The organism is Pseudomonas sp. BYT-1 (assembly GCF_023611805.1).
Classification (GTDB): Bacteria; Pseudomonadota; Gammaproteobacteria; order Pseudomonadales; family Pseudomonadaceae; genus Aquipseudomonas; species Aquipseudomonas guariconensis.
On the sequence record NZ_CP072559.1, the window covers coordinates 3,046,530 to 3,071,076 of the forward strand.

Annotated in this window: 20 protein-coding genes; 11 read left to right on the forward strand and 9 right to left on the reverse strand. The window is 61.8% G+C overall.

The window, feature by feature from the left end; translation table 11 throughout:
• Window positions 1–30 precede the first annotated feature (30 nt).
• Both J5X93_RS14235 and J5X93_RS14240 read right to left on the reverse strand, forming a co-directional pair.
• Entirely contained in the window at window positions 31–483 is a 453-nt protein-coding gene (locus J5X93_RS14235; protein ID WP_090342971.1) for a DUF1294 domain-containing protein, read from the reverse strand.
• 1 nt (window position 484) lies between these two features.
• On the reverse strand, window positions 485–1,315 hold the full coding sequence (locus tag J5X93_RS14240) for an undecaprenyl-diphosphate phosphatase (protein ID WP_102082092.1): 831 nt from the start codon (window positions 1,313–1,315) through the stop codon (window positions 485–487).
• Between the two features lie 299 nt (window positions 1,316–1,614).
• Here J5X93_RS14240 and J5X93_RS14245 point away from each other — a divergent pair, with 299 nt between their 5' ends.
• From J5X93_RS14245 to J5X93_RS14290, 10 genes are all read left to right on the forward strand, one after another.
• Window positions 1,615–3,249 (forward strand): methyl-accepting chemotaxis protein, encoded by a 1,635-nt coding sequence (locus tag J5X93_RS14245; protein ID WP_182943158.1) that lies wholly within the window; start codon window positions 1,615–1,617, stop codon window positions 3,247–3,249.
• A 139-nt stretch (window positions 3,250–3,388) separates the two neighbouring features.
• Window positions 3,389–3,955: a nicotinamide riboside transporter PnuC gene (gene pnuC / locus J5X93_RS14250; protein ID WP_043211861.1), complete on the forward strand. Its 567-nt coding sequence runs from the start codon at window positions 3,389–3,391 to the stop codon at window positions 3,953–3,955.
• On the forward strand, window positions 3,952–4,503 hold the full coding sequence (locus tag J5X93_RS14255) for an AAA family ATPase (RefSeq protein WP_043211858.1): 552 nt from the start codon (window positions 3,952–3,954) through the stop codon (window positions 4,501–4,503). Before pnuC ends, J5X93_RS14255 begins: the two co-directional genes overlap by 4 nt.
• Before the next feature lie 298 nt (window positions 4,504–4,801).
• Entirely contained in the window at window positions 4,802–5,239 is a 438-nt protein-coding gene (fapA, locus tag J5X93_RS14260; protein ID WP_043211856.1) for a functional amyloid chaperone FapA, read from the forward strand.
• Window position 5,240: 1 nt separating this feature from the next.
• Window positions 5,241–5,813, forward strand: coding sequence for a fibril amyloid subunit FapB (gene fapB / locus J5X93_RS14265; protein WP_043211853.1), 573 nt, complete (start codon window positions 5,241–5,243; stop codon window positions 5,811–5,813).
• Window positions 5,814–5,861: 48 nt separating this feature from the next.
• On the forward strand, window positions 5,862–7,349 hold the full coding sequence (gene fapC, locus J5X93_RS14270) for an amyloid-like fimbrin subunit FapC (RefSeq protein WP_090342979.1): 1,488 nt from the start codon (window positions 5,862–5,864) through the stop codon (window positions 7,347–7,349).
• Window positions 7,350–7,414: 65 nt separating this feature from the next.
• Window positions 7,415–8,095 (forward strand): fibril amyloid maturation endopeptidase FapD, encoded by a 681-nt coding sequence (gene fapD, locus J5X93_RS14275; protein ID WP_043211848.1) that lies wholly within the window; start codon window positions 7,415–7,417, stop codon window positions 8,093–8,095.
• A 32-nt stretch (window positions 8,096–8,127) separates the two neighbouring features.
• Window positions 8,128–8,871: a fibril amyloid subunit FapE gene (gene fapE, locus J5X93_RS14280; protein ID WP_043211846.1), complete on the forward strand. Its 744-nt coding sequence runs from the start codon at window positions 8,128–8,130 to the stop codon at window positions 8,869–8,871.
• Between the two features lie 46 nt (window positions 8,872–8,917).
• On the forward strand, window positions 8,918–10,198 hold the full coding sequence (gene fapF / locus J5X93_RS14285; RefSeq protein ID WP_043211844.1) for a fibril amyloid transporter FapF: 1,281 nt from the start codon (window positions 8,918–8,920) through the stop codon (window positions 10,196–10,198).
• A gap of 170 nt (window positions 10,199–10,368) precedes the next feature.
• On the forward strand, window positions 10,369–12,525 hold the full coding sequence (locus tag J5X93_RS14290) for an LTA synthase family protein (protein WP_182943155.1): 2,157 nt from the start codon (window positions 10,369–10,371) through the stop codon (window positions 12,523–12,525).
• An 80-nt stretch (window positions 12,526–12,605) separates the two neighbouring features.
• Here J5X93_RS14290 and pgm read toward each other — a convergent pair whose 3' ends face one another.
• From pgm to J5X93_RS14325, 7 genes are all read right to left on the reverse strand, one after another.
• Complete coding sequence (gene pgm / locus J5X93_RS14295) at window positions 12,606–14,243, reverse strand: phosphoglucomutase (alpha-D-glucose-1,6-bisphosphate-dependent) (protein ID WP_043211843.1); 1,638 nt, start codon at window positions 14,241–14,243, stop codon at window positions 12,606–12,608.
• A gap of 87 nt (window positions 14,244–14,330) precedes the next feature.
• Window positions 14,331–16,592 carry an ATP-dependent DNA helicase gene (locus tag J5X93_RS14300; protein WP_182943153.1) on the reverse strand — a complete coding sequence of 754 codons (2,262 nt, stop codon included), beginning with the start codon at window positions 16,590–16,592 and terminating at the stop codon, window positions 14,331–14,333.
• Complete coding sequence (locus J5X93_RS14305; RefSeq protein ID WP_182943151.1) at window positions 16,589–18,241, reverse strand: VRR-NUC domain-containing protein; 1,653 nt, start codon at window positions 18,239–18,241, stop codon at window positions 16,589–16,591. Before J5X93_RS14305 ends, J5X93_RS14300 begins: the two co-directional genes overlap by 4 nt.
• A gap of 164 nt (window positions 18,242–18,405) precedes the next feature.
• Window positions 18,406–18,972 carry a GNAT family N-acetyltransferase gene (locus J5X93_RS14310; RefSeq protein ID WP_090342999.1) on the reverse strand — a complete coding sequence of 189 codons (567 nt, stop codon included), beginning with the start codon at window positions 18,970–18,972 and terminating at the stop codon, window positions 18,406–18,408.
• Window positions 18,973–19,197: 225 nt separating this feature from the next.
• Window positions 19,198–20,544 (reverse strand): aminotransferase class I/II-fold pyridoxal phosphate-dependent enzyme, encoded by a 1,347-nt coding sequence (locus J5X93_RS14315; RefSeq protein WP_182943149.1) that lies wholly within the window; start codon window positions 20,542–20,544, stop codon window positions 19,198–19,200.
• A complete protein-coding gene (locus tag J5X93_RS14320) occupies window positions 20,544–21,941 on the reverse strand; it encodes a hypothetical protein (RefSeq protein WP_182943147.1) in 1,398 nt (465 codons plus the stop codon). The genes J5X93_RS14315 and J5X93_RS14320 overlap by 1 nt, the downstream gene beginning before the upstream one ends.
• A gap of 456 nt (window positions 21,942–22,397) precedes the next feature.
• Window positions 22,398–23,414, reverse strand: coding sequence for a zinc-dependent alcohol dehydrogenase family protein (locus J5X93_RS14325; protein WP_070574527.1), 1,017 nt, complete (start codon window positions 23,412–23,414; stop codon window positions 22,398–22,400).
• A 208-nt stretch (window positions 23,415–23,622) separates the two neighbouring features.
• Here J5X93_RS14325 and J5X93_RS14330 point away from each other — a divergent pair, with 208 nt between their 5' ends.
• Window positions 23,623–24,537 carry a LysR family transcriptional regulator gene (locus J5X93_RS14330; RefSeq protein WP_043211831.1) on the forward strand — a complete coding sequence of 305 codons (915 nt, stop codon included), beginning with the start codon at window positions 23,623–23,625 and terminating at the stop codon, window positions 24,535–24,537.
• The last annotated feature ends 10 nt before the right edge of the window (window positions 24,538–24,547 follow it).

Genomic DNA, 24,547 nt, shown 5'->3' on the forward strand with positions numbered 1-24,547 from the left:
CACGTCGGGGCAGTCATTGCCGCCTCGACATCAATGACCGGTCAGGACGCCGAGCGCACCACCCAGCCAGCGGCCGCCCAGCAGCAAATGGTCGGCCCAGAACGCCTGGTGCAACATCACGATGACCCAGAACGTCGCCTGGTAGGACACCTTGCGCGTCTTGTGTCGAAACAACTGCTGCGCCACCAGCGCGCCGGGCCAACCACCGCACAGCTCGCTGGCGTGCAGGACCTTCTCGGGCGTCCGCCAGGCCTGGGTGCGGGCTTGCTGTTTGTCCTGCCAGTAGAGCAACAGGCTGACCAGACTCGCCAGCGGATACACCACCAATGGCGCCCAGGACTGACCGCTGAAGGCCATTTGCGCGGCACCCACTGCCGGCAGCAGGCACAGCCCGGCCAGGGCCAGCAACTTCAGGTGCACGTTGCGTACGCCCTCCTGGGCGCGGCTGCCGCCACGCCGAGGTACAGTGTGCGAACGGGCCATCTCAGCCGTGCGCCGTGGCCCAGTTGACCCAGCCAAATTGCCAGGTCGCCAGGATCAGCAAGCCGAAAACGATGCGATACCAGGCAAATGCCGCATAGCTGTGGTTAGCGATGAACTTCAGCAGACCCCTTACGGCGATCATGGCGAAGATGAACGAGACCACGAAACCGATGGCGAACACCGGTAGATCGCCAGGCTGGAACAGGTCACGGTACTTGTAGCCCGAATAGACTGCGGCGCCGACCATGGTCGGCATGGCCAGGAAAAACGAGAACTCGGTCGCGGCTTTGCGCGACAGGCCGAACAGCAGGCCGCCGATGATGGTCGAGCCTGAGCGCGACGTCCCCGGAATCATCGCCAGGCACTGGACAAGGCCGATCTTCAACGCGTGACTCCAGCGCATGTCATCGACATGGTCGACCTCGATGCGGTGGTCGCGTCGCTCCGCCCAGAGCATGATCACCCCGCCAACCACCAGGGCTGCAGCCACGGTGACCGGGTTGAACAGGTATTCATGGATCAGATCGGCGAACAGCACGCCCAGCACCACCGCCGGGAAGAAGGCGATCAGCAGGTTGGCAGTGAAACGACGCGCGTGGGGTTGGCTCTGCAAGCCGAGGACCACATCGAAGATCTTGCGCCGAAACTCCCAGACCACGGCCAGGATCGCGCCAAGCTGGATGATGATGTTGAACGCCATGGCGCGCTCGCCGCCGAAGTCGATCAGATCGGCGACGATAATCTGGTGCCCCGTGCTGGAGATCGGCAGGAATTCTGTCAAACCCTCGACCACGCCTAAGATGATTGCCTGCAAGGCACTCCAAAAATCCATCATTCCCCCGATGGAGCGCAGCTCCTGGCTGGCCCCTTGTACTTGATTTGCTTAGTGATTGCCGCGAAAGGCCCGGCCGTTTTACAGCGACTGCCGGCCGCATTGCCAGTGGAAATACGCCGATGCCTAAAGGTTTCATCTTGCGCGGCCGAAATCCTATCAGAGGTGCTTGTCAATCGCTCGCACGGCATGCGACACGAAATGCCTCTTCCGGCACTTAGCCCTTGGTCGAGTGTGTCGCGATGCGTAAAGCATGCTTGGATGCGCCTGATAACAAGAACAATGCGGGAGTACCTTTCATGAAGACCTTGAGGTCGATGTCGATCAGCCGTCGCCTGTCGCTGATCCTGCTGGTGGCGGTGGCCATGCTGGTGATCCTGGGCCTGTTGATGCTGCGCCAGCTCCACGGCGACCTGTATCAGGCCAAGGCCCAGAAAACCCAGCACGTGGTACAGACCGCTGCCGGAGTGCTGGCCTACTACCAAGGCTTGGAGGCCGCCGGCACACTCAGCCGTGAGGCAGCCCAACAACAGGCGTTGCAGGTGGTACGTGGCCTGCGCTACGACAAAGATGACTATTTCTGGATCAACGACCTGGGGCCGAAGATGATCATGCATCCGACCAACCCCAAGCTCGACGGCCAGGACCTGTCCGCCATCCGCGACCCTGACGGCTTTGCCGTTTTCAACGAAATGGTCGCCCTCGCCCGCAGCCAGGACGCAGGCTCGGTCAACTACCGCTGGCCCAAACCCGGCGCCAGCGAACCGGTGGCCAAGACTTCCTACATCCAGCTGTTCAAACCCTGGGGCTGGATTATCGGCTCGGGTGTCTATATCGACGACGTTCAGGCCGAATTCGCCCGCCAAGTGCGCGATGCCTCCCTGCTCGGCCTGGGTATCGCCGTGCTGATGGCCCTGCTGGTGCTGTTGATCGCCCGCAGCATCGCTCGCCCGTTGCAGGATGCCGTGCAGGCCATGGGCAACATCGCCAGCGGCGAAAGCGACTTGACCCGGCGCCTGGATACCCATGGTAGAGACGAGCTCACGCATTTGGGCGAGCACTTCAACCGCTTCAACGGCAAGCTGCAGGGTGTGGTCGGCCAACTGCAAGGCGCGGCCCATGCCCTGGCCCAGTCCGCCAGCCACGTCGGCGACAACGCGGGCCAAGCCCAGGCGCGCAGCGTTCAGCAATCGCTGCAGATGGACCAGGTGGCCACTGCCGTCAACGAAGTCACCTATGCGGTTCAAGACGTCGCCAAGACCGCCGAACAGGCAGCCAACGAGATGCACGCGGCCCAAGTGCAGGTCGATCATGGCCAGCAGGCCATCCACAGTAGCCTGCAGCAGATCGACCGGCTGTCGAGCACCATCGACCAGGCGGTGCAGGTGATCCGCGAACTGGCCGGGCACAGCACTCGGATCGGTGGCGTGCTGGAAGTGATCCGCTCTATCGCCGAACAGACCAACCTGCTGGCCCTCAATGCCGCGATCGAGGCGGCCCGGGCGGGTGAACAGGGCCGAGGTTTTGCCGTGGTCGCCGATGAAGTGCGGTTGCTGGCTCAGCGCACCGCCCAGTCGACCGCCGAGATCCAGACCATGATCGAGCACCTGCAAAGCCAGTCGGAAGCAGCCGTCAAGGCCATCGACACCAGCAGCGAAGCCTCGCGCCAGACCGTCCATCAAGCCCGCGAGGCCGGCACCAGCCTGGATGCTATCAGCCAGGCATTGAACAACCTCACCGCGCTCAACGCGTCAATCGCCAGTGCCACCTTGCAGCAAGCCCATGTGGTCGAAGAGATCAATCGCAATGTCCTCGACACCGCCGGACTGTCTCAGCAGACCGCCGAGGCGGCCCGCCAGTCCAGCGATGCGGGTGCCTCCCTGGCGCGCCTGAGCGAAGACTTGGAACAGTTGCTGCGCCAGTTCAAGGTCTGACAGCTTATCGATTTGTTCACGGGTGAACCCGCTCCTACCTTAGGAGCGGGGTTGCCCGCGAACAGGCCGCCATCAGCCACTACAGCTTCCCCGCCCCACAGGCTACAATCGCGACCTTCCCCACTCCCAAGGATCGCCGATGTCCGGCCTCGAACTCTTCGCCGCCGTGCTCGGCGTCATCGCCGTGTGGCTCACGGTCAAGCAGAACCCGTGGTGCTGGCCGATCGGCTTGGTGATGGTGCTGCTCTACAGCTGGATCTTCTATGAGGTGAAGCTGTACTCCGACATGCTCCTGCAACTGGTCTATGCCGTACTGCAGTTGTACGGCTGGTGGCAATGGACACGCCCGGAGCGTGTCGAGTACGCCCGTCAGGTGTCCAGCCTGGCCACAGGGCCGATGCTTACAGGGCTTGGGGTCGGCCTGCTGGCAAGTCTTGCTCTCGGCGCGGCGATGGCACACTGGACTGACGCCGCCCAGCCCTGGCTGGACGCCGCACTGACGGGGTTCAGCCTGGTGGCGCAGTGGTGGATGGCGCAAAAGCGCCTGCAGTGCTGGGCACTGTGGATGGTTCTGGACGTGATCTTCGTTGGCCTGTTCCTCTACAAAGGCCTGTACCTGACCGCCGCACTCTACGCATTGTTCACCCTGATCGCCGTACGTGGCTGGCTGCAATGGCGGCGCGACCCGGCGCTGGTGGCGGCATGAAAGTCGTGGTGCTGTGCGGCCCGGAGTCCAGCGGCAAGAGCTGGCTCAGTGGGGAGATCCAGGCACATTTCGGTGGCGTGGTCGTCAGCGAATACGTACGCCATTTCATCGACCAGGAACAGCGTGACACCTGTTACGCCGACATCCCGACCATCGCCCAGGGTCAACTGGCCTGGGAGGACCAGGCCCGTCAGCTGACGCCAGAGCTCTTGATCCTCGACACCCATCTGCTCAGCAACATGCTGTGGAGCCATGCCCTGTTCGATGACTGCCCGCCCTGGCTGGAACAGGCCTTGCTTGCACGTCACTATGACCTGCACTTGCTGCTCAGCCCCCAAGGCGTCGGCTGGGTGGACGATGGCCAGCGCAGCCAGCCCGACCTCAATGACCGCCAACGGTTCTTCGACGACAGTCTGGCGTGGCTGGCACGGCATCGCCAAACGGTGCAGATCATCGGCGGAGAATGGCCGCAAAGAAGCGCGGCAGCCCTGAACGCGGTGCAACGCCTGTTAGAAGGCAAATCCCCCACCTGCCCAACCGAGTGTTAAGGACCTGACACACACTCAAGGGCGCCAGTCCCCGAATTCATGGGCTTTTCACCAGTTTTGGGGGTGGTGTAAGGCGCATGAAACACTTGTGAAAAAAGCCTCGTCAAGCAACACCGATGCAGGATCAGGCCACGCGCGAATGGATATCCGTCTCACGGCTGATACAACAAAATCCAAACATCCGTAGCTAGATTCTCCAACGCCTTGATTTAACGGGTAAATCCAAAAACGGCACACCTTCTGCTCTCATCAGGGCAACGCTGACCCAGGCCAGCGCTCAAGAGAAGGAATTGCCGTCGTGAGGACATTCGATAAAGGCCTGATTCACCACCTGCTGGTCGGTTGCGTATTCGGCTCATGCCTCAGCCTGCCCGCCCAAGCCGACAACGGCATCATCGTGATCACCCGCGATGTCCAGCCCCGCATGGCCATCCGTGCTCCTGTGGCCCCAGACCCCAATCCCACCACCGCCAATGCCAACCCGTCTGCGCACATTCTCAGGCAGACCAACGAACTCAGTGACGGTGACTTCGCCAGCATCACCAGCGGTACGGGCATTTCTTCGATGGTGACCCAGCAGACCACCAACCTGGGCGGCGCCATCGGCAACCAGAACCAACTCCCCAACATGGCCGCTGGCCGCGGCACCGGCTCGGGCAACGGCATTTCCAACATGGTCAACTCAAGCGTCCAACGCGGCCTGGCACCGCTGCAGATTCTGACCGGAGGCAAATGAGATGAGGCAGACGCTGTTAATCCTTACCGCGTTTTGCAGTGCATCGGCCTTGGCCCAACCTCCTGTGATCAACGACGCCACCATCGACAATTCCGGCGCGCAGTACCAGGGCAACTTCAGCCTCAACCAGGCAGCGGGCGACCTGCAGCAGCAGGCCAACGCACGGGCCTTCGCCTATGGCCACGAGGCCAGCGCAACCACGCAGATCCGTCAGGGCCTGCAGTCAGTGGTCGATCCCAACATGGGGGCCCGAGCCAGCATCCAGGGTAGCGCCTTCAGCCATGGCAGCGGCGCACTGGGCGTGAACCAGAGCGCAGGCGCCAGTACCCAACAAGCCAACGCACTGCGGATCAGCATCAGTGCGCATCCACAAGCCATCGACGACAGCGTCCTGCTGCAGCAGAACGTTGCGTTGATCAACAGCTCCGATCCAACCGATGCCTCTCCCGGCTATCGCCAGGTCACCACCGGTGACCAGGCCTTCACCGGTAGCCGTGGGGTCATTCAGTTGAATCAGAGCGCCGGGGTGGGAAACCAGACGGCAAACACCCTGAGCGTCCGGGTCGCTAACTGACCCAAACAGGTGGAACAACACTTAACCTAAAAAAGATGGAGAAACACCATGAAACCCTCGATGGCACTCAAGCCTCTGGTTTTCGCAATTGCTGCGGTCATGGCTGTTGCTGCACAAGCGGATCAGAACGATCGGCGTGGACATGGCCACAATGGCCACCACAATCCTCCACCAAAACCTATCTACACCAGCGCCACTGCCAATGCTGAGGACACTCAACGAAGTACCAACAACTTCATCCTCAATGAAGGCACCATCAACGAAGCCGAAATGAGCAGCTCCGCCGGCGGCGCGAGCGGCAACGTCGGGATCAACGTGGCGGCCGGTAACGGCAACCAACAAGATAACGCGGCGGCCATCGCCAACACCGCGTCCGACAACTCCGCGCTCGACAACAGCTTCGTCTTCGGCGAGTCCGTGGCAACCGCCAGCGTCGATCAGCGCAGCAACAACAACACCGTCAAGAACTGGTCCACTCAAAGCTCCGCAGTCATGAGCGGCTCGGCAGACGGCAGCAGCGGCAACGTGGGTATCAACATCGCTGGTGGCGATCTGAATCAGCAAAAAAACACCATGGCCATTGCCAACAACAGTGCGCCTATGGGTAACTCCACCGCCACCGCTACCGCCAACCAGAACGGCCCAGGCCTGACTGTCATCAACAAGGCAGACCGCACCTATCGGGTGGATACGCTGACCTACACCACCTCCAAGAGCGGTTCGTCCTCCAGTAGCGGCACGTTCGATTCCTCCATCGACAAGAGCTCCAGCTCGAGCTTCAGCGAGTCTGGGTCCAACAGCAGCAGTGCCAGCGGCTCCCACAGCAGCAGCGCCAGTGGCTCGAGCAGCATGACTGCCAGTGGCTCCCACAGCAGCAGTGCCAGCGGCTCCAACAACATGGCAGCCAACGGCTCCAACAGCTGGAATGCCAGTGGTTCGCACAACTCGAGCTCCAGCTCCTCGTCGAGTGCTTCGTTGAACGCGTCGCTGGATGCTTCGGCCAGTGCTGACGCCACCAGCACCAGCACGTTCGGTCCATTCGTACGGACTCGTAGCGAAAGCTTCGACGGTTCGCTTAACGCCAACCTCGACGTGAACGTCGACACCTCGCACGACCAGTCGCATGAGTCGGCGTTCGACAAGTCGTTCGATTCGTCGTTCGACAAGTCGTTCAGCTCCTCGTATGACCGCACCCGCGACTCTTCCTACGAGAAAGCTCGCGACTCTTCGTACGACAAGTCGCGCGAATCGGCGTGGGAAAAAGCGAACGCTTCGGCCTACGAGAAAGCCGGCGAAAAAGCCTCGCAATCTTCGGACACCATCTCGAAGAGCTACAGCGAGTCTAGCGAGTACGCGCTGAGCAACACCGTGTCGTTCCAAGTGCTGACCCCGACTGGCTGGGCCAACCCTGTGACCAACACCGCAACCCTCAGTGGTTCGGTCAATGGCGGCAGCGGCAACCTGGGCGTCAACGTGGCAGCCGGTGTGGGCAACCAGCAAAGCAACTCGCTGGCCATCTCCAACACCTCGATGTAACTGCGACCTGGAGGCCCCCTACGGGGGGCCTCTTCCTAATCAGAAATGCAAAGGGGGCGTGGGACATGCGTATTTTCGCCTTGGCGTTGTTGCTGTGCGTGACCAGCGTGGGTGAGGCTGCCCAGATGCCGCTGTCGGTCCTGCCAGGCGGCGCAGTGATCTACAAACCCATCCAAAGCATTCGCGAACGCAAGTTCGCCGACCTGGTGCAACAGAAAACCGACTTCAGTTGCGGCGCCGCGGCGCTGGCGACCATCCTGCGTCAGGCCTACTGGCTGGACGTCGACGAACAACAGATCATCGAGGGCATGCTCGCCCACGCCGACCAGGACCTGGTCCGGGTGCAGGGCTTCTCGATGCTCGACATGAAGCGCTACGTGGAAAGCCTCGGCATGCGCGCCCGCGGCTACCGAGTGGCCCCCGACACCCTGAACAGCATCCGCATTCCGGTGGTCGTGTTGATGGACATCCGGGGCTACAAGCACTTCGTGGTCATGCAGAAGGTCGACAGGGGCTGGGTCTACATCGGCGACCCGGTACTGGGCCACAAACGCTTCACGGTCGAAGATTTCCTTAAGGGCTGGAACGGCATCATCTTCGCCGTCATCGGCCAGGGGTATGACAAGAACAACATCCTGCTCGACCCGCCGCTGCCGCTGAGCGCCAAGAATCGCGTCAGCAATTTCACCCCTGTGCAGGACGCGGAGTTGATGGACTTTGGCTTTATCCAAAGCGACTTCTTCTAAATCAGAATGGGCATGACGCTCCGGGAGCTCCCATGAAGACTTCAACCTGGCTGGTCGCCGCTTGCCTGGCGGCTGCCCTGCCGACCCAAGCCGAGACGTTCAAACCTATCGAGCTCAAGGACCAGGAACTGGCCAACCTGCGAGGTCGGTACGTGATGCCGGGGCGGATCGTCAGCTTCGGCATCGTCATGACCAGCACCTGGCAGAACGCCAACGGCGAGGTGATCGGCGCGACCTCCGCGATGCAGATCCAGCAATCGACCATCAAGCCGCAGTTCTACGTGTCACTGATCAACGAAAAAGGCACCGGTACCTCCCAGCCCAAGAGCAATGGCACAGGCACAGTCACCGGTGGCAGCGGGCTCAACACCACCGAAGGCGTGACCCAGGTGGTGCGGGCCGCCGGTGACTTCAACACCGCCCACAACAATGTCGCCATCAACGTGACCAGGGGCGACAAGGCCCCCAGCGGCACACCCCAGGGGCAGGCCCTTGCCAATGGCTCCACGCTGCTCGGCAGCAACGGCGCGGGAACGCTGAAGGTCTCCTCCTCCGGCAGCGGCGTGCAGATGAACATCGTCGCCAACAACAACCAGGGCAACACCTTCCAACGCATTGGCCAGGGCGGCCTGATGCAGAACACCACGTTGCTCGGCTCAAGCAACCGCGTCAGCAACCTGACCTCGTTCAATGTCGTGCTGCGAGAGGCCCCTGCGGCCGGCTCGATGAACGTCAATCTGGACCAACTTAAAGGCCTCCGTGGTCTTGGATACTGATCTACGCTCAGTCTCATCGAATGCAGTCAGAAGGGACGGCTAACCCATGCACCGTTTGTTGACGCTAAGAGCTATCGTTTGTTTGAGTACCCTGACCCCGGCCACCCTGCTGCAGGCAGCAACCGATCCTCAGGTCGAAGCACTGAAACAGGAGCTGATGGCGCTCAAGGAGCGCTACGAAGCACAACAGAACGCATTGATGGTGCTGGAACAACGGCTGCGTCAGGTCGAAGAGGCACCACCGGCTCCGGCCCCGCGGCGCCTGACCAAGTCGCCCGCCGAGGGCGTCAAGGGCAGCCAGACCGTCGCCTCCGGCGCGCCTGGCACCACCGGCAGCTCCTACGGGCAATCGCTACAGGACAACTCCGAGCCTGCGCAGAGTGTTTCCAACCTGTATGACGAGGCCAGCGGCTTCTTCGGCGGAGGCAAGTTCAGCTTCGAGACGGGCATCACCTATACCCACTACGACACGCGGGCCCTGACCCTCAACGGGTTCCTGGCGCTGGACTCGATCTTCCTCGGCAACATCAACATCGACCGCATCAAGGCGGACAACTGGACCTTGGACCTGACCGGCCGCTACAACCTGGATCAACGCTGGCAGTTCGACATAAACGTGCCCATTGTCTATCGCGAGTCCACTTACTCCTCCGGTGGCGCTGGCGGCGCCGCCGGGGTCACCTCGGACGATTCGGTAACCCGCGACCCGACCATCGGCGACGTCAACTTCGGCATCGCCTACAAGTTCCTCGACGAGTCGGAAACCTGGCCCGACGCCGTCGCAACCCTGCGGGTGAAGGCCCCGACCGGCAAGGACCCATACGGCATCAAGCTGATCCAGAGCCCGGGCAACGACAACCTGGCGGTGCCCGAGGATCTGCCGACCGGCAATGGTGTCTGGTCGATCTCGCCTGGCATATCGTTGGTCAAGACCTTCGACCCGGCGGTGCTGTTCGCCAGCTTGCAATACACCTACAACATGCAGGACTCGTTCAGCGACATCAGCCCGCAGGTGGGCACAAAGGTCAAAGGCGATGTGAAACTCGGTGATTCGTGGCAGATCGGCGGTGGTATCGCGTTTGCCCTGAACGAAAAGATGAGCATGTCGTTCTCGTTCACCGATCAGTTCTCCAGTAAAAGCAAGATCAAGCCCGATGGCGGCGATTGGCAGTCGATCTCAAACAGCGACTACAACGCCGCGAACTTCAACATCGGCATGACCTTCGCGGCCACCAACAACCTGACCATTGTCCCGAACCTTGCCATCGGCCTAACCGACGATGCACCGGACTTCTCGTTCAGCCTCAAGTTTCCCTATTACTTCTGATGACAGCCGGGGTGCCCAGCACCCCAATGCCATCCTTTATGCAATCTTTTGTAATGAGTCTGCAGGCCGCGCCACGCCTTGCCCTCTGTCCGCAAGCCCTGTCCAGCGCCGAACGCCTGTTATCATGGAGCACACTTGAGTGACTGTTTCATGACAAGAAGGAAGTCTTTGTGAAGAACATACTCGGTCATCCCCGTGCCCGACTGCTCGCCTTGGCAGTCCTGGTGCTGGTGATCCCACTGGGTACAAGGGCCTTGCTCGGCTGGTCCAACCCCTTCGGCTACCTGTCCGATATCGCGGTCGCAAGCCTGTTGGTGCTATTCCTGCATCGTCGCGCCTGGTGGCTGGCGCTGCCCGTACTGCTGATCTGGGGCGCCTTGTTGGTGGCTTCGGCAGAGCTGGTGAGCGCAGTCGGTCGACTACCCAACAGCGCAGACTTCACCTACCTGTTCGATCCGCAGTTCATGGAAAATTCAACCGGCGGCGCCCTGGCCCACGCCTGGCTGCCCTGGCTGTTGCTCGCCGGGTTGCTGGTCTGGTTGATCAGCGCCTGGCGCAGCCGTGGCCTGCGGGGCACGCCCCTGCCGCGCAAGGCCTGGGCCATTCCCGTCGTGCTGCTGGGCGTGCATTGGGCCGGCCAGCATCTGATCCCCTCCGACGCCGACCAATGGCGCCAGTACAACCTACCCCACCAGCTATTGACCGCCGCAGTGGGCAACGTGCAGCGCGCCACCTCCAGCGCCTTGGGCAACGAGCAACCCGTGCCCGTGCTGCCCATCGCCGGCCTGACCCAGTCGGACCTCAACGGGCGCAAGCTGCTGGACGCGCCGGGCAAGGCCCGCAACGTGCTGGTGATTGCCCTGGAAGGCATCCCTGGCGCCTATGTACGGGCCAACCGTCAAGCCCTGCACAGCCATTTTGACGAAGAGCTCATGCCCAACCTCAGCCGCTGGGCGGAGCGAGGCATGAACACGCCCGATTATGTCCTGCATACCCACCAGACGATCCGCGGCCTGTACGCCCTGCTCTGCGGCGATTACGACAAGCTCGCCAACGGCACGCCCAAAGGCATGGAGCTGCTGACCCAGGACCTGCGCAACCAGGCATGCCTGCCGGCGCAGCTGCGCCAGGCCGGCTTCAGCACCCATTACCTGCAAGGTGCTGGCCTGCGCTTCATGGCCAAGGACCGGATCATGCCGCACATCGGCTTCGGGTCAGTGCACGGCCAGGAGTGGTTCACCAACAAGAACTACCTGCATTTCCCTTGGGGCAAGGACGATCGCGCCTTCTTCGAAGGTGCCCAGAAGTACGTCGCCAAGCTGCGCAAGCAAAAGCAGCCCTGGATGCTCACCCTGCTGACCGTCGGCACCCATCAGCCCTATTCAGCGCCGGAGCGCTACCTGCAGCGCTACGACACCGCCAAGCAGGCGGCAGTGGCCTACCTGGATGATGCCCTGGGCGCTTTCCTCGACAACCTCGAGCGCCAGGGCGTGCTCAAGGACACCCTGGTGGTCATCACCTCCGATGAGTCCCACGGTATCGATGGCGTACGCCTGGCCTCTTCATGGGGGTTCAATCTGACGTTGGCACCGGAACAGGCCCAACTGCCGCGCCTCAAGCAAGGCACCTACGGCCATGTGGACCTCGCCACGTCCCTGCTCGACTACTTCGCCTTGCCCATCCCGGCCGCCTTGAGCGGACGCTCGCTGTTCCGCGATTACGACACGGGGCGCGAAATGATCTCCTACACCAACGGCATGCTGCGCTATCACGACGGTCACGGCACCCTGACCGAGTGCGACTTCCAGGAGCGTTGCCGCCGTTACGCAAGCCAAGGTTTCATTGCCGACCATGCCCAGTACCTGGGCCGGGGCAACGAGATCGCAGGCCAGCAGCTCACTGCCTTGGCCAACACGCTGGACCAATCGCTGCTGCAAACCCCGCTCAATCTGCGCTACCAGTTTGGTGGCCCGGCAGCCATCACCCTGCACAAGCGCATCCGCGATGACTGGGCCGACAACCTCATCGGTGCTCAGTACCTGGAAATGCCCCAGGGCACCCATACCCGTGTACGCGTGAAGGTGCGCTCGCTCGACCCGAAACACGACGCCTACATCCAACTCAAGGCCAAGGAATTCGAGCAGGATGTGCCGTTGGGATTGCCCGAGGAAATCATCGTTACAGCCGATCAGCCGCTGGAGCTGGAATTCGGTTTCGACAACCCGTCGGTGCGAAAGGCGTTTTCGTTCCACCTGTTGGGTTATGGCGGGGGCAAGGTCGAGGTCAGTGACTTCAGTGTGGTCACCGGCTTTGCCGGTGGCGGTTGAATCACCTCCAAGACGCCCCCACCCCGTCGGTGGGAGCAGTCTCAGATCGTGATGGGGCTACTGGACAGCCCCGCTGTCCATCAGGCGATTGCCGAATCCACCAACACCTGCGCTTCCTGCACCAGGCGCTGAAGGTGCGCTTCATCGATGAAGCTCTCAGCGTAGATCTTGTAGATGTCTTCGGTACCGGACGGCCGCGCTGCAAACCAACCGTTGGCCGTCATCACCTTCAGACCGCCAATGGCCTGGCCATTGCCTGGCGCATGGCTGAGGATCTGTTCGATCGGCTCGCCGGCGAGCTCGGTGGAGGTCACCTGCTCGGGCGCCAGCTTGCTCAACAGTGCCTTCTGCCGGGCATCGGCCTTGGCTTCCACACGCGTCGCGTACGGCTTGCCCAAGGCCTCGGTCAAGTCGGCATAGGCCTGGCTTGGATTACGGCCGGTACGGGCGGTCATTTCCGCAGCCAGCAACGCCGGAATCAGACCATCCTTGTCGGTGGCCCAGACCGTGCCATCCTTGCGCAGGAACGAAGCACCGGCACTCTCCTCACCACCAAAGCCGAGCGAACCGTCGAACAGGCCCTGGGCAAAGAACTTGAAGCCCACCGGCACTTCGTACAGCTCACGGCCCAAACGAGCGGTCACGCGGTCGATCAGGCCGCTGCTGACGACAGTCTTGCCCACCGCCGCATCGCTGCGCCACAGCGGGCGATGACGGAACAGGTAATCGATGGCCACGGCCAGGTAATTGTTCGGTTGCAGCAAGCCATCGGGAGTGACGATGCCATGGCGGTCATGGTCCGGGTCGCAGGCGAAGGCCACGTCGAAGCGCTCGCGCAGACCGATCAGGCCTTGCATGGCATGGGGCGAAGAGGGGTCCATGCGGATCTGGCCATCCCAGTCGACGGTCATGAAACGGAACGTTGGGTCGACCTCGGTGTTGACCACGTCCAGATCCAGACGGTAGTGCTCGGCGATCGCCTGCCAGTAGCGCACCCCTGCCCCGCCTAGCGGGTCGACACCCAGGCGCAGCTTGGCAGCGCGGATGACGTCGAAGTCGATGACGTTCTCAAGATCCGCCACATAGCGGCCTACATAGTCGTAACGCTGAGTGGTGGCGGCCTGCAGGGCCTGGGCATGGTCCATGCGCTTGACGCCGGCAAGACCTGCGGCCAACAGTTCGTTGGCCTTGGCTTCGATCCACTTGGTCACGTCGCTGTCGGCCGGGCCGCCATTGGGCGGGTTGTACTTGAAACCACCGCTTTGCGGCGGGTTGTGCGACGGCGTGATGACCACGCCATCGGCAAGACCCTGCTGGCGGCCACGGTTATGGCAGAGAATGGCATGGGACACGGCCGGAGTCGGTGTGTACTCATCGTCCTTGGACAGCATCACCTGCACGCCGTTGGCGGCGAGTACTTCCAGGGCGCTGGCTGCGGCCGGAGCCGACAGCGCATGGGTATCGGCGCCGACGAACAACGGGCCATCGATGCCTTTTTCCTGGCGATACAGGCAGATGGCCTGTGTGATGGCCAGTACGTGATCTTCATTGAAGCTCAGTTCCAGCGACGTACCCCGGTGCCCTGAGGTGCCGAAGGCCACACGCTGAGCCGCCACCGCGGCATCGGGACGTCCGGTGTAGTAGGCGGTGAGCAGGCGGGGGATATCGACCAGCACGCTGGCCGGAGCCGGCTTGCCTGCCAAAGGACTGAGCGTCATGCAAGAACCTCGAGTTCAACAGGATGTTGGTGTTGGAACACGCAGTGTACTGGGAGTTGCAACGCCGTGCGATGGGGCCTGCGCGGTTTATTCGCCACCGGTCTGCCACCAGGCCGGGAACATCTGCTGCACCCGTGGTTCGGCGAAGCGTTCGTCGATCAACAGCAGCACCCCACGGTCCTGATCGCCTCGAATGACCCTGCCTGCAGCCTGGATCACCTTGCGCACGCCAGGGTAGAGATAGGCGTAGTCGAAGCCCGCGCCGAACTGGCGCCCCAGGCGCTGCTTGAACTGCTCGTTGACCGGGTTGACCTGGGGTAGCCCCAGGGTGGCGACGAACGCACCGATCAAACGACTGCCAGGCAGGTCGACTCCCTCGCCGAAGGCACCGCCCAGCACGGCAAAACCGACACCTTTGCCATCGGGCACGAAACGCTTCAGAAACGCCTCCCGCGCGCCTTCGTCCATGCCTGGCGCCTGCTCCCACCGAGGGATTGCCGGATAACGTTCGGCCAGCAAGGTGGCCACCTGCCCTAGATATTCGAAGCTGCTGAAGAACGCCAGGTAATTGCCCGGCCGGGCGCGGTACTGCTCGGCGATCAGTTCGACGATCGGTTCCAGCGACGCCTGGCGCTCCCGGTAGCGGGTGGACACCTCGCTGACGATGCGCACCGCCAGTTGTTCGGCGCGAAACGGTGCCGCCACCTCCAGCCAGGCCGTGTCGGTCGGCATACCCAGCAGGTCGGCGTAGTAATGCCGTGGGCTTAAGGTGGCAGAGAACAGCGTGACGCTACGCGCCGCCTGCATGCGCGGCCCCAGCAGCCGCGCCGGCACCACGTTGCGCAGACATAAGGTCGACAAGCGACGCTTGCGCGGGCCCGTGCGCAATGTCACGTCGAATATGAAGTGATCGTCGAACAGCTCAGCGACCCGGGTGAACTGCAGGGCCTGGAAGAAGAACTGCAACAGCGCCGGGTCGACCTCGCCAGGCGCCTGCTCCAGACGTTCCTGGATCAGGCCGATGCACTGCGCAAGCGTGCGCAGAAAGTCTTCAGGCAGCCGATCGAGCGTCTGATAAGGGGCTTGTTGCGCCTTGTACAAGGCGTTCCACTGCCGGTTCAAACGCTCGAGGGCACTGCCCACGCCAGGGGGGTTGCTCTGGCGCAGGCTGGCCAACTGGCCTTGGTCCAAGCTTGCGCTGTACATCCCCCGCCCCCGCTCGACCAGGTTGTGCGCCTCGTCCACCAGCACCGCCACACGCCACTGGTTGGCTTGGGTAAGGGCATGCAGCAAGGCGTGGGCGTCGAAATAATAGTTGTAGTCGGCCACCAGCACATCGGCCCAACGCGCCATTTCCTGCCCCAGGTAATAAGGACAAACTTGGTGCGCCAACGCCACCTCGCGGAGCACCGCCTTGTCGAGCAGCGGCCGGCGCCCCGCCTCCTCGCGCGCTGCATGCAGCCGGTCGTAGAAGCCTCGGGCCAACGGACAGGACTCGCCGTGACAGGCGTTTGCGGGGTATTCGCAGGCTTTGTCCCGCGCGATCAGTTCCAGAGTGCGCAAAGCCGGCTGCGGGGTGGCATCGGTGATCTGGCGCAAGGCATCCAGCGCCAGGGCCCGGCCTGGAGTCTTGGCGGTCAGGAAGAACACTTTGTCCAGTTGCTGGGGTGCCATGGCCTTGAGCAATGGGAACAAAGTCCCTAGGGTCTTGCCGATGCCCGTGCTGGCCTGGGCCATCAGACAGCGGCCAGTGCTCACCGCCTTGTACAGCGTCTCGGCCAACTGGCGCTGGCCTTGGCGAAATTGCGGGTAGGGAAACCCCAAAGCCTTGAGATCCCTGTCACGTTCTACCAGGCGCTGCTGCTGGACTTCGGCCCAGACCAGAAATCGCTGGCACTGGACCTCGAAAAAGCGTTGCAGGTCCGAAGCGCTGTGCTCTTCGCTGATCAGTGTCTGGCGGTCGCTGTCCACGTCCAGGTAGACCAACGCGACGTCGATCGTCTCCAGCCCCCGGGCCTGGCACAGCAGCCAGGCATAGACCTTGGCCTGCGCCCAGTGCAACTGACGATGGTTGTGCGGCTGACGGGCAAGGTCGCCGCGGTGGGTCTTGATCTCTTCCAGACGATTGCGCACCGGGTCATATCCATCGGCTCGGCCACGCACGCACAAGCTCTGGTATTGGCCTTGCAGCGCTACCTCCGCCTCGTAGTCTGCGCCGCGCCGCGCCACAACCCGACGATGACCGGCGATCCCTTCCTGGGCCGTGGGCGATGGCGTGAAGCGCAGGTCCAAGTCGCCTACCTTAGCGCTGAACTCGCACAACGCACGGACTGCCACGGTGTAGGTCATGTCGGCGTCTCGGTCCAGCGTACATGGCACACCGCCACCGGCAAGTCGTGCTCACGGCAGAAAGCGAGCCAACGCAACTGGTTGTCCTGCAGTCGGTCTCCAGGCCCCTTGACCTCGATCATGCGGTAACGGCCTTCGGCAGGCCAGAACTGGATCAGGTCAGGCATGCCCGCGCGATTGCTGCGGATGTCCTGCAAAAGACGGATGAAACACTGTTTGAGGTGAGCCGCCGGTATGCACGCCAGGGCTTGCTCGAGCAGTTCAGGAGTGAGCATCGGCCAGAATACGAACGGGGATTGCAGCCCATGCTTGGCGGTGAAACAGTCGCGCATGGCCTGACGGTAGCTGCCATCGTCGAGCCGACTCAGGCAGGCCTGGAACAACGCCGCGCGTCGTTGCTGGAAGTCACTGTCGTGCAGATCCTGCGGGCCGGCCTGGAAAGGGTGGAAGAACGCGCCTGGTACCGGGGCGAAGATTGCCTCCCAGCACAAAAGACCGAACAGGCTGTTGAACAGGGTGTTCTCGACGTAGTGACAGGTGCTTGCGCCCTCAGCCAGGTGCAGGCGTACCGCCTCTTCGACACCAAGGGCGGAACGTTCGATCGGTAGCTGCAACTCGATCAACGCCAGGTCCGCCGGGCGGCGGCGCGCTTGCGGCGGACCACCGAGCTTGCGCGCCAGGCGTGGCAACATGCGCGCCAACGCTTGTTGTTCCTGCGCATTGACAGGCGAGGCGGCCAACTCCAGCGCCAGTGCCTGCGCCCGGTCCCACTGCTCACTGCGCTCCAGCACCCGCACCTGGCGTACACGCGCTTCGGGATGATCACTGCGAGCATAGACCACCAAGGCCTGGTCCCAGTCCCCCCGGCGCTCGCACTGCTGACCGATGCTGTACATCAATCGCCCGCGTCGCCGTACCAACCACGGGTTGTCGCTGTGCAGTCCCTCCAGGGTGGCCAGCAGCGAGTCGGCGTCCTCCCCTTGCTCCAGCCGGTCGGCGCACTGGTGCAACGCCATGGCCAGGTCGATCTCCGTGCGCTGGCGCAAGACGCGTGAATCGACACTCAGCGGCACTTGCTCATAACGCAGCAAACCCAGATCGGCGAGCACGAACTCCGACCAGTCCTGATAAAGATTGCCGAAAAACAACAGGCGCAAGCGATCACATAATGGCTGCAGGCGCCAATGGAAGATACGTATCGGAGATTGCGCAAACCACTCAGTCAACGTGCGGGGCGCCAGCGCCAACGGCTGCAACTGCGCAAGCAGTTCGCCTTTGGCGGCCCGTGGCTTGCTCAGGTGTGCGGCAAAGCATTGGGCCAGCTCCTGTTTGCGCAGCACATCGAACAATTGCTCCAGGGTCAGGACGGCGTCGTCGCTGACCCACCCCAACGCCAGCAGTGGTTGCAATGCCGATGAGCAATCACCGATTTCGGCGTAGTCGAGCCTGTCACTGCGAAACAGTTCGCCCTTGCGCATGACCATTCGAACCATCAAGGCCTGGGCAGGCTCGGGCAACCGCTCGAACGCCTGTAGAAAGCAGTGCTCGACCTCATCGAGCAGATCGGCGTAGCGCTGCTCGACCCAGGCCAGGACCTGCCGGAAGTTATGCAGGTAATAAAGAGGGTCGTCGACGGAATGGGCAATCACGGTGCGCGTTCAGGTATGGGAACAGGCACTGGTTATACATACAGACCCCAAGCACTGGCAAGTGCTACAGGTCGCCTCGCTGGTGAGCTCAGGGTCTTAAAAAATGGATCCGCACCCGCCCCTACTGCGTTGAAACGGGGCCTGCAATGCCCGTTCAAGTGCCGTCAAGGCCTGTGCATTAGATAGGCTTCCCCGCTCACTCGAACCATCGGGTGGGGCACGATCGTGCAGGTTTTGACGATCTTGAAACCGTGCCGTTCGTAAAAGCGCCGGGCACCGGTGTTCGCAGCATAGTCGATCAAGCTCAGGCCCTTGAGCCCCAGTTGATCAGCGCGTTGCTGAGCCTGCTCAAGGAACTGTACACCCAAGCCCTGATTACGCCAGCCATCGTGAAGAGCCAAGCTCGAAATATAGAGCGTGTCGGGAACTTCCATATCGGCATAAGGTGCCAATACAGGGTCAGTCATCGGGGCTGGGTCTGGATCGTGATGCATCGCGTAGCTATGCATCATGCCGATGACCTGCCCGTCGGCTTCTGCAATTAGGCAATTTTGATAGGAGAAATCCACGTTATCACGGGCATAACGGGCAGTGCCGACATCCAGCAAATCCTGGCCCGGTTCTGCCAACTGGCTCCAAATATAATCGGCTACCCCTTCGGAAGTTATTTGAAACAACCGAGCAATGTCACGCGCATCCGAGCTGCGACCCGGACGAAATACGACGGCCATGTAGACGACTCCAGACAAAGTGTCGCCCCTTATAGCGTGTAGGAAAACGTGTTTCAACACCGCCTATAAAAAGACACGCCAATGTTATTAACCAACTTGAAAGTGCGTCGTACAAGGCTATTTAAATGTCGTACTCAGGCAACAATGAAGACTTAACTCACTTTGGCCACTTTAATATTGAAAACACAATGATCCCTGGCGGAACCGATCAGCGGACGCACTCACTCAACGACCGACAAGTACCCTTCCCAGCCGGCGCAACACTTGGTCCAGCCCCTCCCATGACTCGGCGCACCAGACCAACAGCACGTGCTGCGGGAAACTGCCTTTGAGCCCGAACAACTCCCCAGGAATGACAGACAACGGGCTACCCGCCACTGCCGCCAGAATGGCGTCCATATCGATCGGTTGGTTCAGGCGTGCCCAGATCCCCCGCCCGCCATCAGGCTTGGCAAACGCCAGGTGCGTGCCCAGACGCAGTTCGATTCGACTGCACAGGTAGTCCATTCGAGTCTGCAGATCGAAGCGCAAGGCAGGCAAGCTATCGTCGACCTCCCCTTTTGTGAACGTATGCGCTACCGCTTGCTGACGCAGTGGGGGTAACAGAAAGCCTCGTCTGGTGATGGCTTCGTCGACGCAGGGTTGGCGACACAGCAGGTAGGTGTAAGGCGCTTCAGCGCCCAACGTGGCCTCCAGCGAACCGAGTATCAGCAGGCGACTCGCGTCGATGTCATCGCGTAGCCGCGACGCCGGAGGGCCTGCGAAACAGTGGTCGCTGTCCATGTCGTTCTCCAGCAGCAAAGCGGGATGCTCGGCGAGCACACGGGCCAGTTGCTGCTGATCCTGCACAGGCGTCAGGCGGCCCAGTGGCATGGACAAGCAGGAAGGCATCACCACAAGCTGTACCGACTCATGTTCGAGCAAGCGTGTGAACGCGCCCATGTCCATCCCCCCATGAGCAGCCAACGGTGCTTCCAGTACTCGCATGCCAGCCTGCTGCAAGCCATGCAACAGGCGCCAGCAGCAAGGGGTTGCCACCACAGCCGTTGCCCCTTGAAGACGCAGGGCAAGCAACAGCGTTTCAAGCAAGGCCTGTACATCCGTGGCCAAGTGCACGTGCCGAGCATTCCAGCAATGGCCAGAAGCGCGGGTGTAGCGTGCGGCCAAAACGCTACGCAACAACGCGCCGCTGCCCAAGCGCCACGTCGCCTGCCCGCCCTGGCGCGAGAGGCGTCGTTCATGGGCGAGCAACGTGCGTTCCAGTGTATGAGGCGATGGCATGGCCAGGACGGATACCGGAGGGACCAAGGGCGCATGCGCCCCTGTCGAAGCGATCTGCGGTTCGGCGAAATTCACGAAGTACCCTGATTTGGGCACCGAACGAACCCGGCCTTGACGCTCCAACAGGCTGTACGCGCACTGTACGGTCGCCAGCGAAACCCGAAGGCGCCGGGCCAGGTCGCGCAAGGAGGGTAGACGCCCCCGTTCTGCATAATCGGCTTGGGCAATCAGGGCATCCAGATAGCGATATACGCCCTGGTAGGCGAATTCCCCACGCGCCGAACGCCCCATCAGAATGCCGCCTGGCGGACGATCACAGGCGTAGAGTCCAGGGGTGGCAACCACCGCAGCGCTGCATCCCGCCGCGTCAAACTCACCAGCAGACGCCAAGCGGATGGCTCGAGGCGAGCCGCGTAGATCGCCTGCAACTGCACCAGGCTCAACCCACTGACGTCCACCAGCCAGTGCTTGATGGTTTCAGGGCAAGGTTTGCCTTGCAGTGCCTTGTGCAGATAAGGCAAGGCCACTCCCATGCGTGGATGGCAAGCGTGCACGAAGTCCGCCAGTTTTTTACCTCGCCCGCTAAAGGGGGTGAACAGCAGGCACGTGAGTTGCTCCTCATTGAGCCCCAGCCCCTGCAGGAACGACACCCTTCCCTGCTGCTGTACCCGCAGCCACCAGCTGGCGCGTACATCCTTAATAGAGAGCTGCCCCTCCCGCTCCCGGGGCTGTCGCGCCCGCAGATGTGCATGCGCCCCCGTCAGGTTTTCCACGATGCCGGACGCTGTCCAGGCGCCCAGTGGCGTATTGGCTAAGCCATGCTCTTTTGGCGGGCCCAGCATCGCGTCCAGGTGATGCGCTTCGCTCGAGGGGCAAAGCAAGTCGTCCACCGTCAACATCTTGAGCGGCAACTCAGGGCGCATTGCCGTGGGCATGTCCAGACACCGTCCCAATGGTGCCCCGACCCGCATATGCAGGCGACTCAACCCCTCAGCCAAGGCCGCAGCACACCGAGCCACGTCGCCAAGCCCCTCGAGCTCCCCAGTCAGTCGCAAGATCCGCCGCCCCCAGGCCATGACACGTCTGCGCTCACGATCAGGCAAGGCCGTGATCAAGGCGGTGGCAGCGCCGCTGTGATCGAGCGTCCCTTGCAAGGCGCCAGCCAGTTGCAGATGCAAGCGGCAGCCCAGCAGGGCCTTGGGCGTCGCCTCGGTGAGGTGCCCGAACATCAGCAAGGCCTGCCGCGAAGCCACCCAAGGCCGCACGGCTTGTGCCACGCAGGTGCTGAACGGCACCACCTTGTCATCTTCCAGCATGAGCAGCTGTACCCTGGGGTCATCCTGCATGAACAGCGCGTTGAACAGGCGCTCATGACTCAGTTGCATATGTGGGTCGGGCGCGGGCAGACAGCTCACGATCACCCTCAAACGGAAGGTCCGGCCGCCACGCAAGGCCAGACTTAACTGTGCAGCGCGTAAATTCGCCAGCAGATGCGCACTGCGACGGTCACCCCCCAGCACCACCACCAGCTGGAACTCACCGATGTACGGCTCCCCGCCTGCGGCGACCGTCAACCGCTGGATCAACAATTGCAGCGAGGCGTGTTGCCCGCGGGGCATCTGATTACATACACGGTCCAATACTTGTTGATAGATGGACTGCATGGCCTGGTCATGAAGACTGCTCATCGGAACACTCCCTGTTCTTCATCACGGTGTTTAAACGTAAAGTGCGAAATAAACAGTTGGGCCAGCCCAACTTTGCTGACCTTTCCTACAAAGTCTTGGGAAATACCGAAGCACACCACCCAAGCCAATTCACCCCGCACACTGGCGCACGCGCGCCAAAGCCTTCCCAAGCCCATCCATCGCTCCTATGAATCATCCGTACAGGGTCATTATCGAAGGTTGCATTACGAATAAAAGATACAGATCTGGGTAAAAAAACCATTCACCCACGTCCGCTTTAATCGTTAAAAGTTAAGACGTAATTGCATGACTGCAGCCCCACACCTCATTTATTAATTGTCAACTTCTACCTGTAAGACAATATTCAATGATGCGTAGGAATTATCTTTAGCTCGACCCAAAGAAAAAGCCCGGACCAAAGGCCCGGGCTTTTTTTGCACGATGACAAGCTTGGCATTAACCCATCGTCAAGACGATCCGCCCCCCACAGGGGCATTCATCCATCTCGCGATGTGCCTCGACCACATCGGTGAATGGATAGACCTTGCTGATCTGGGGTGTCAGCAACTGATCGGCGGTGAACTGATTGATGTCACGCAGGGCACGTTGCAAGGCAACCTGGTCCTGCGCAATGCCCAGCTCCGGCTTACCGGTGAAATTGCCGATGCAGTGCACGTAGAACTGAATGTTCTTCTGAAACGCCGCACAGGCCGGGAATGGCGTCTGGTTTCCGCCCTGCAGGCCGTACAGCACCAGGCTGCCACGCGGTGCCAGGACATCTCCAAGCAGCGACATCTGCGGCCCGCCCATGCCGTCCAGGACCATGTCGACGCCACGGCCATCGGTGTATTTGGCCACCTGCATGAGCAGGTCCTGCTCTTCGGTGACGATCACTTTCTCGGCGCCAAGGCTCAGCAGGTAGTCGCGCTGCTCGGGGTCCTTGGTGGCGGCAAACACCTTCAGACCCAATGCCTTGCCCAGTTGCACGAAGGCAGGCCCCGCGCAATGGCTGGCGTCAGTGACCAATGCAGTCTGGCCGGCTTTCGCACGGGCCAGGTCGACGTAGGCGAAGTAGGCAATCAGCAGCGGTGTGTAATGCACGCTGGCTTCGATCGGCGTCAGGATATCGGGATAACGGGTGATGGCGGTACGCGGCAGGACGATGACATCGCCATAGACCGGGTGTTCGTTGGCGCTGGTGGCCGGAAAGCTGGCTACCCGATCGCCCACGGCGATATCCTCGACGCCCTCGCCGACCGCTGTCACTACCCCGGCCATTTCATGACCGATGCCCGCCGGCAGGCGTGCCTGGGAGGGTGCCAGGTTCTGCCGCCAGAGCACGTCGTACCAGCTGACGCCAATCGCCTGGACGCGGATCTGCACCTCGCCCGTCGCGGGGGACGGCTCGGTCTGCTCTTCGCAGCGCAGAACGTCGGCGGCGCCGAACTTGTGGAAACGAATCATGCGGGACATCACATACCTCGCCTTCGTGAATCTCGTATTACCACGGACTTTATCCGGGCTTTTACCGTAAGACCATCAGTGGCTATTAATAGTTGACATGCCTGTCATCGATTGGGCTCCTGGCAAATCCGTGCATTGGTCCCCGGAAATCGGTGCAGGGTACCAGCCTTTGGCCTTAAGATTCATCCCTGACCTACTCTAGGCCGAGCACTCTTCGATGAACCGTAACGACCTGCGCCGCGTAGACCTGAACCTGCTGATCGTGTTCGAGACACTCATGCACGAACGCAGTGTGACCCGTGCCGCCGAGAAGCTGTTCCTCGGCCAGCCGGCGATCAGTGCCGCCCTGTCGCGCCTGCGTACCCTCTTCGATGACCCGCTGTTCGTGCGTACCGGCCGCAGCATGGAGCCCTCGGCCAGGGCTCATGAGATCTTCGCCCTGCTCTCGCCGGCGCTGGACTCGATCTCCACGGCCGTCAGCCGCGCCGCCGACTTCGACCCAGCCACCAGCACCTCGGTGTTTCGCATCGGCCTCTCCGACGATGCCGAATTCGCCTTGCTGCCGCTGTTGCTCAAACGGATTCGCGCCGAAGCGCCGGGCATCGTGCTGGTGGTGCGTCGGGTCAACTACCTGCTGATGCCCACATTGCTCGCCTCTGGCGAGATCTCGGTAGGCGTGAGCTACACCAATGAACTGCCAGCCAACGCAAAGCGCAAGATCCTGCGCCGCAGCCAGCCCAAGTTGCTGCGCGCCGATAGCATGCCCGGCAGCCTGAGCCTGGATGACTTCTGTGCACGGCCCCATGCCCTGGTGTCGTTCGCAGGCGATCTGTCCGGCTTCATCGACGAAGCCCTCGAACAGATCGGCCGCAAGCGCCATGTGGTCCTGGCCGTGCCGCAGTTCAACGGCCTGGGTAGCCTGTTGGCGGGCACCGACATCGTCGCCACGGTGCCCGACTACACCGCCGACGCACTGACCGCCGCCGGCGGCCTGCGCGCCGAAGACCTCCCCCTGGACGTGCGCACCTTCGAGCTGCACATGGCCTGGCGCGGCGCACAGGACAACGACCCGGCCGAGCGGTGGTTGAGGTCGCGGATTCAGATGTTCTTCGGCGATCCTGACAGCCTTTGATCGCCAAGCG

Excerpts from the sequence above, each read along its gene's own strand:
- J5X93_RS14315 (WP_182943149.1), bottom strand. The coding sequence starts at position 20,544 with ATGGGGCGTTCGGCGCGTGGGGAATTCGCCTACCAGGGCGTATATCGC.
- J5X93_RS14235 (WP_090342971.1), bottom strand. The coding sequence starts at position 483 with ATGGCCCGTTCGCACACTGTACCTCGGCGTGGCGGCAGCCGCGCCCAG.
- fapE (WP_043211846.1), top strand. The coding sequence starts at position 8,128 with ATGAAGACTTCAACCTGGCTGGTCGCCGCTTGCCTGGCGGCTGCCCTG.
- fapD (WP_043211848.1), top strand. The coding sequence starts at position 7,415 with ATGCGTATTTTCGCCTTGGCGTTGTTGCTGTGCGTGACCAGCGTGGGT.
- J5X93_RS14310 (WP_090342999.1), bottom strand. The coding sequence starts at position 18,972 with ATGGCCGTCGTATTTCGTCCGGGTCGCAGCTCGGATGCGCGTGACATT.
- fapF (WP_043211844.1), top strand. The coding sequence starts at position 8,918 with ATGCACCGTTTGTTGACGCTAAGAGCTATCGTTTGTTTGAGTACCCTG.
- J5X93_RS14255 (WP_043211858.1), top strand. The coding sequence starts at position 3,952 with ATGAAAGTCGTGGTGCTGTGCGGCCCGGAGTCCAGCGGCAAGAGCTGG.
- J5X93_RS14325 (WP_070574527.1), bottom strand. The coding sequence starts at position 23,414 with ATGTCCCGCATGATTCGTTTCCACAAGTTCGGCGCCGCCGACGTTCTG.
- pnuC (WP_043211861.1), top strand. The coding sequence starts at position 3,389 with ATGTCCGGCCTCGAACTCTTCGCCGCCGTGCTCGGCGTCATCGCCGTG.
- J5X93_RS14240 (WP_102082092.1), bottom strand. The coding sequence starts at position 1,315 with ATGGATTTTTGGAGTGCCTTGCAGGCAATCATCTTAGGCGTGGTCGAG.
- fapC (WP_090342979.1), top strand. The coding sequence starts at position 5,862 with ATGAAACCCTCGATGGCACTCAAGCCTCTGGTTTTCGCAATTGCTGCG.
- pgm (WP_043211843.1), bottom strand. The coding sequence starts at position 14,243 with ATGACGCTCAGTCCTTTGGCAGGCAAGCCGGCTCCGGCCAGCGTGCTG.
- J5X93_RS14245 (WP_182943158.1), top strand. The coding sequence starts at position 1,615 with ATGAAGACCTTGAGGTCGATGTCGATCAGCCGTCGCCTGTCGCTGATC.
- fapB (WP_043211853.1), top strand. The coding sequence starts at position 5,241 with ATGAGGCAGACGCTGTTAATCCTTACCGCGTTTTGCAGTGCATCGGCC.
- J5X93_RS14330 (WP_043211831.1), top strand. The coding sequence starts at position 23,623 with ATGAACCGTAACGACCTGCGCCGCGTAGACCTGAACCTGCTGATCGTG.
- J5X93_RS14320 (WP_182943147.1), bottom strand. The coding sequence starts at position 21,941 with ATGAGCAGTCTTCATGACCAGGCCATGCAGTCCATCTATCAACAAGTA.
- J5X93_RS14300 (WP_182943153.1), bottom strand. The coding sequence starts at position 16,592 with ATGACCTACACCGTGGCAGTCCGTGCGTTGTGCGAGTTCAGCGCTAAG.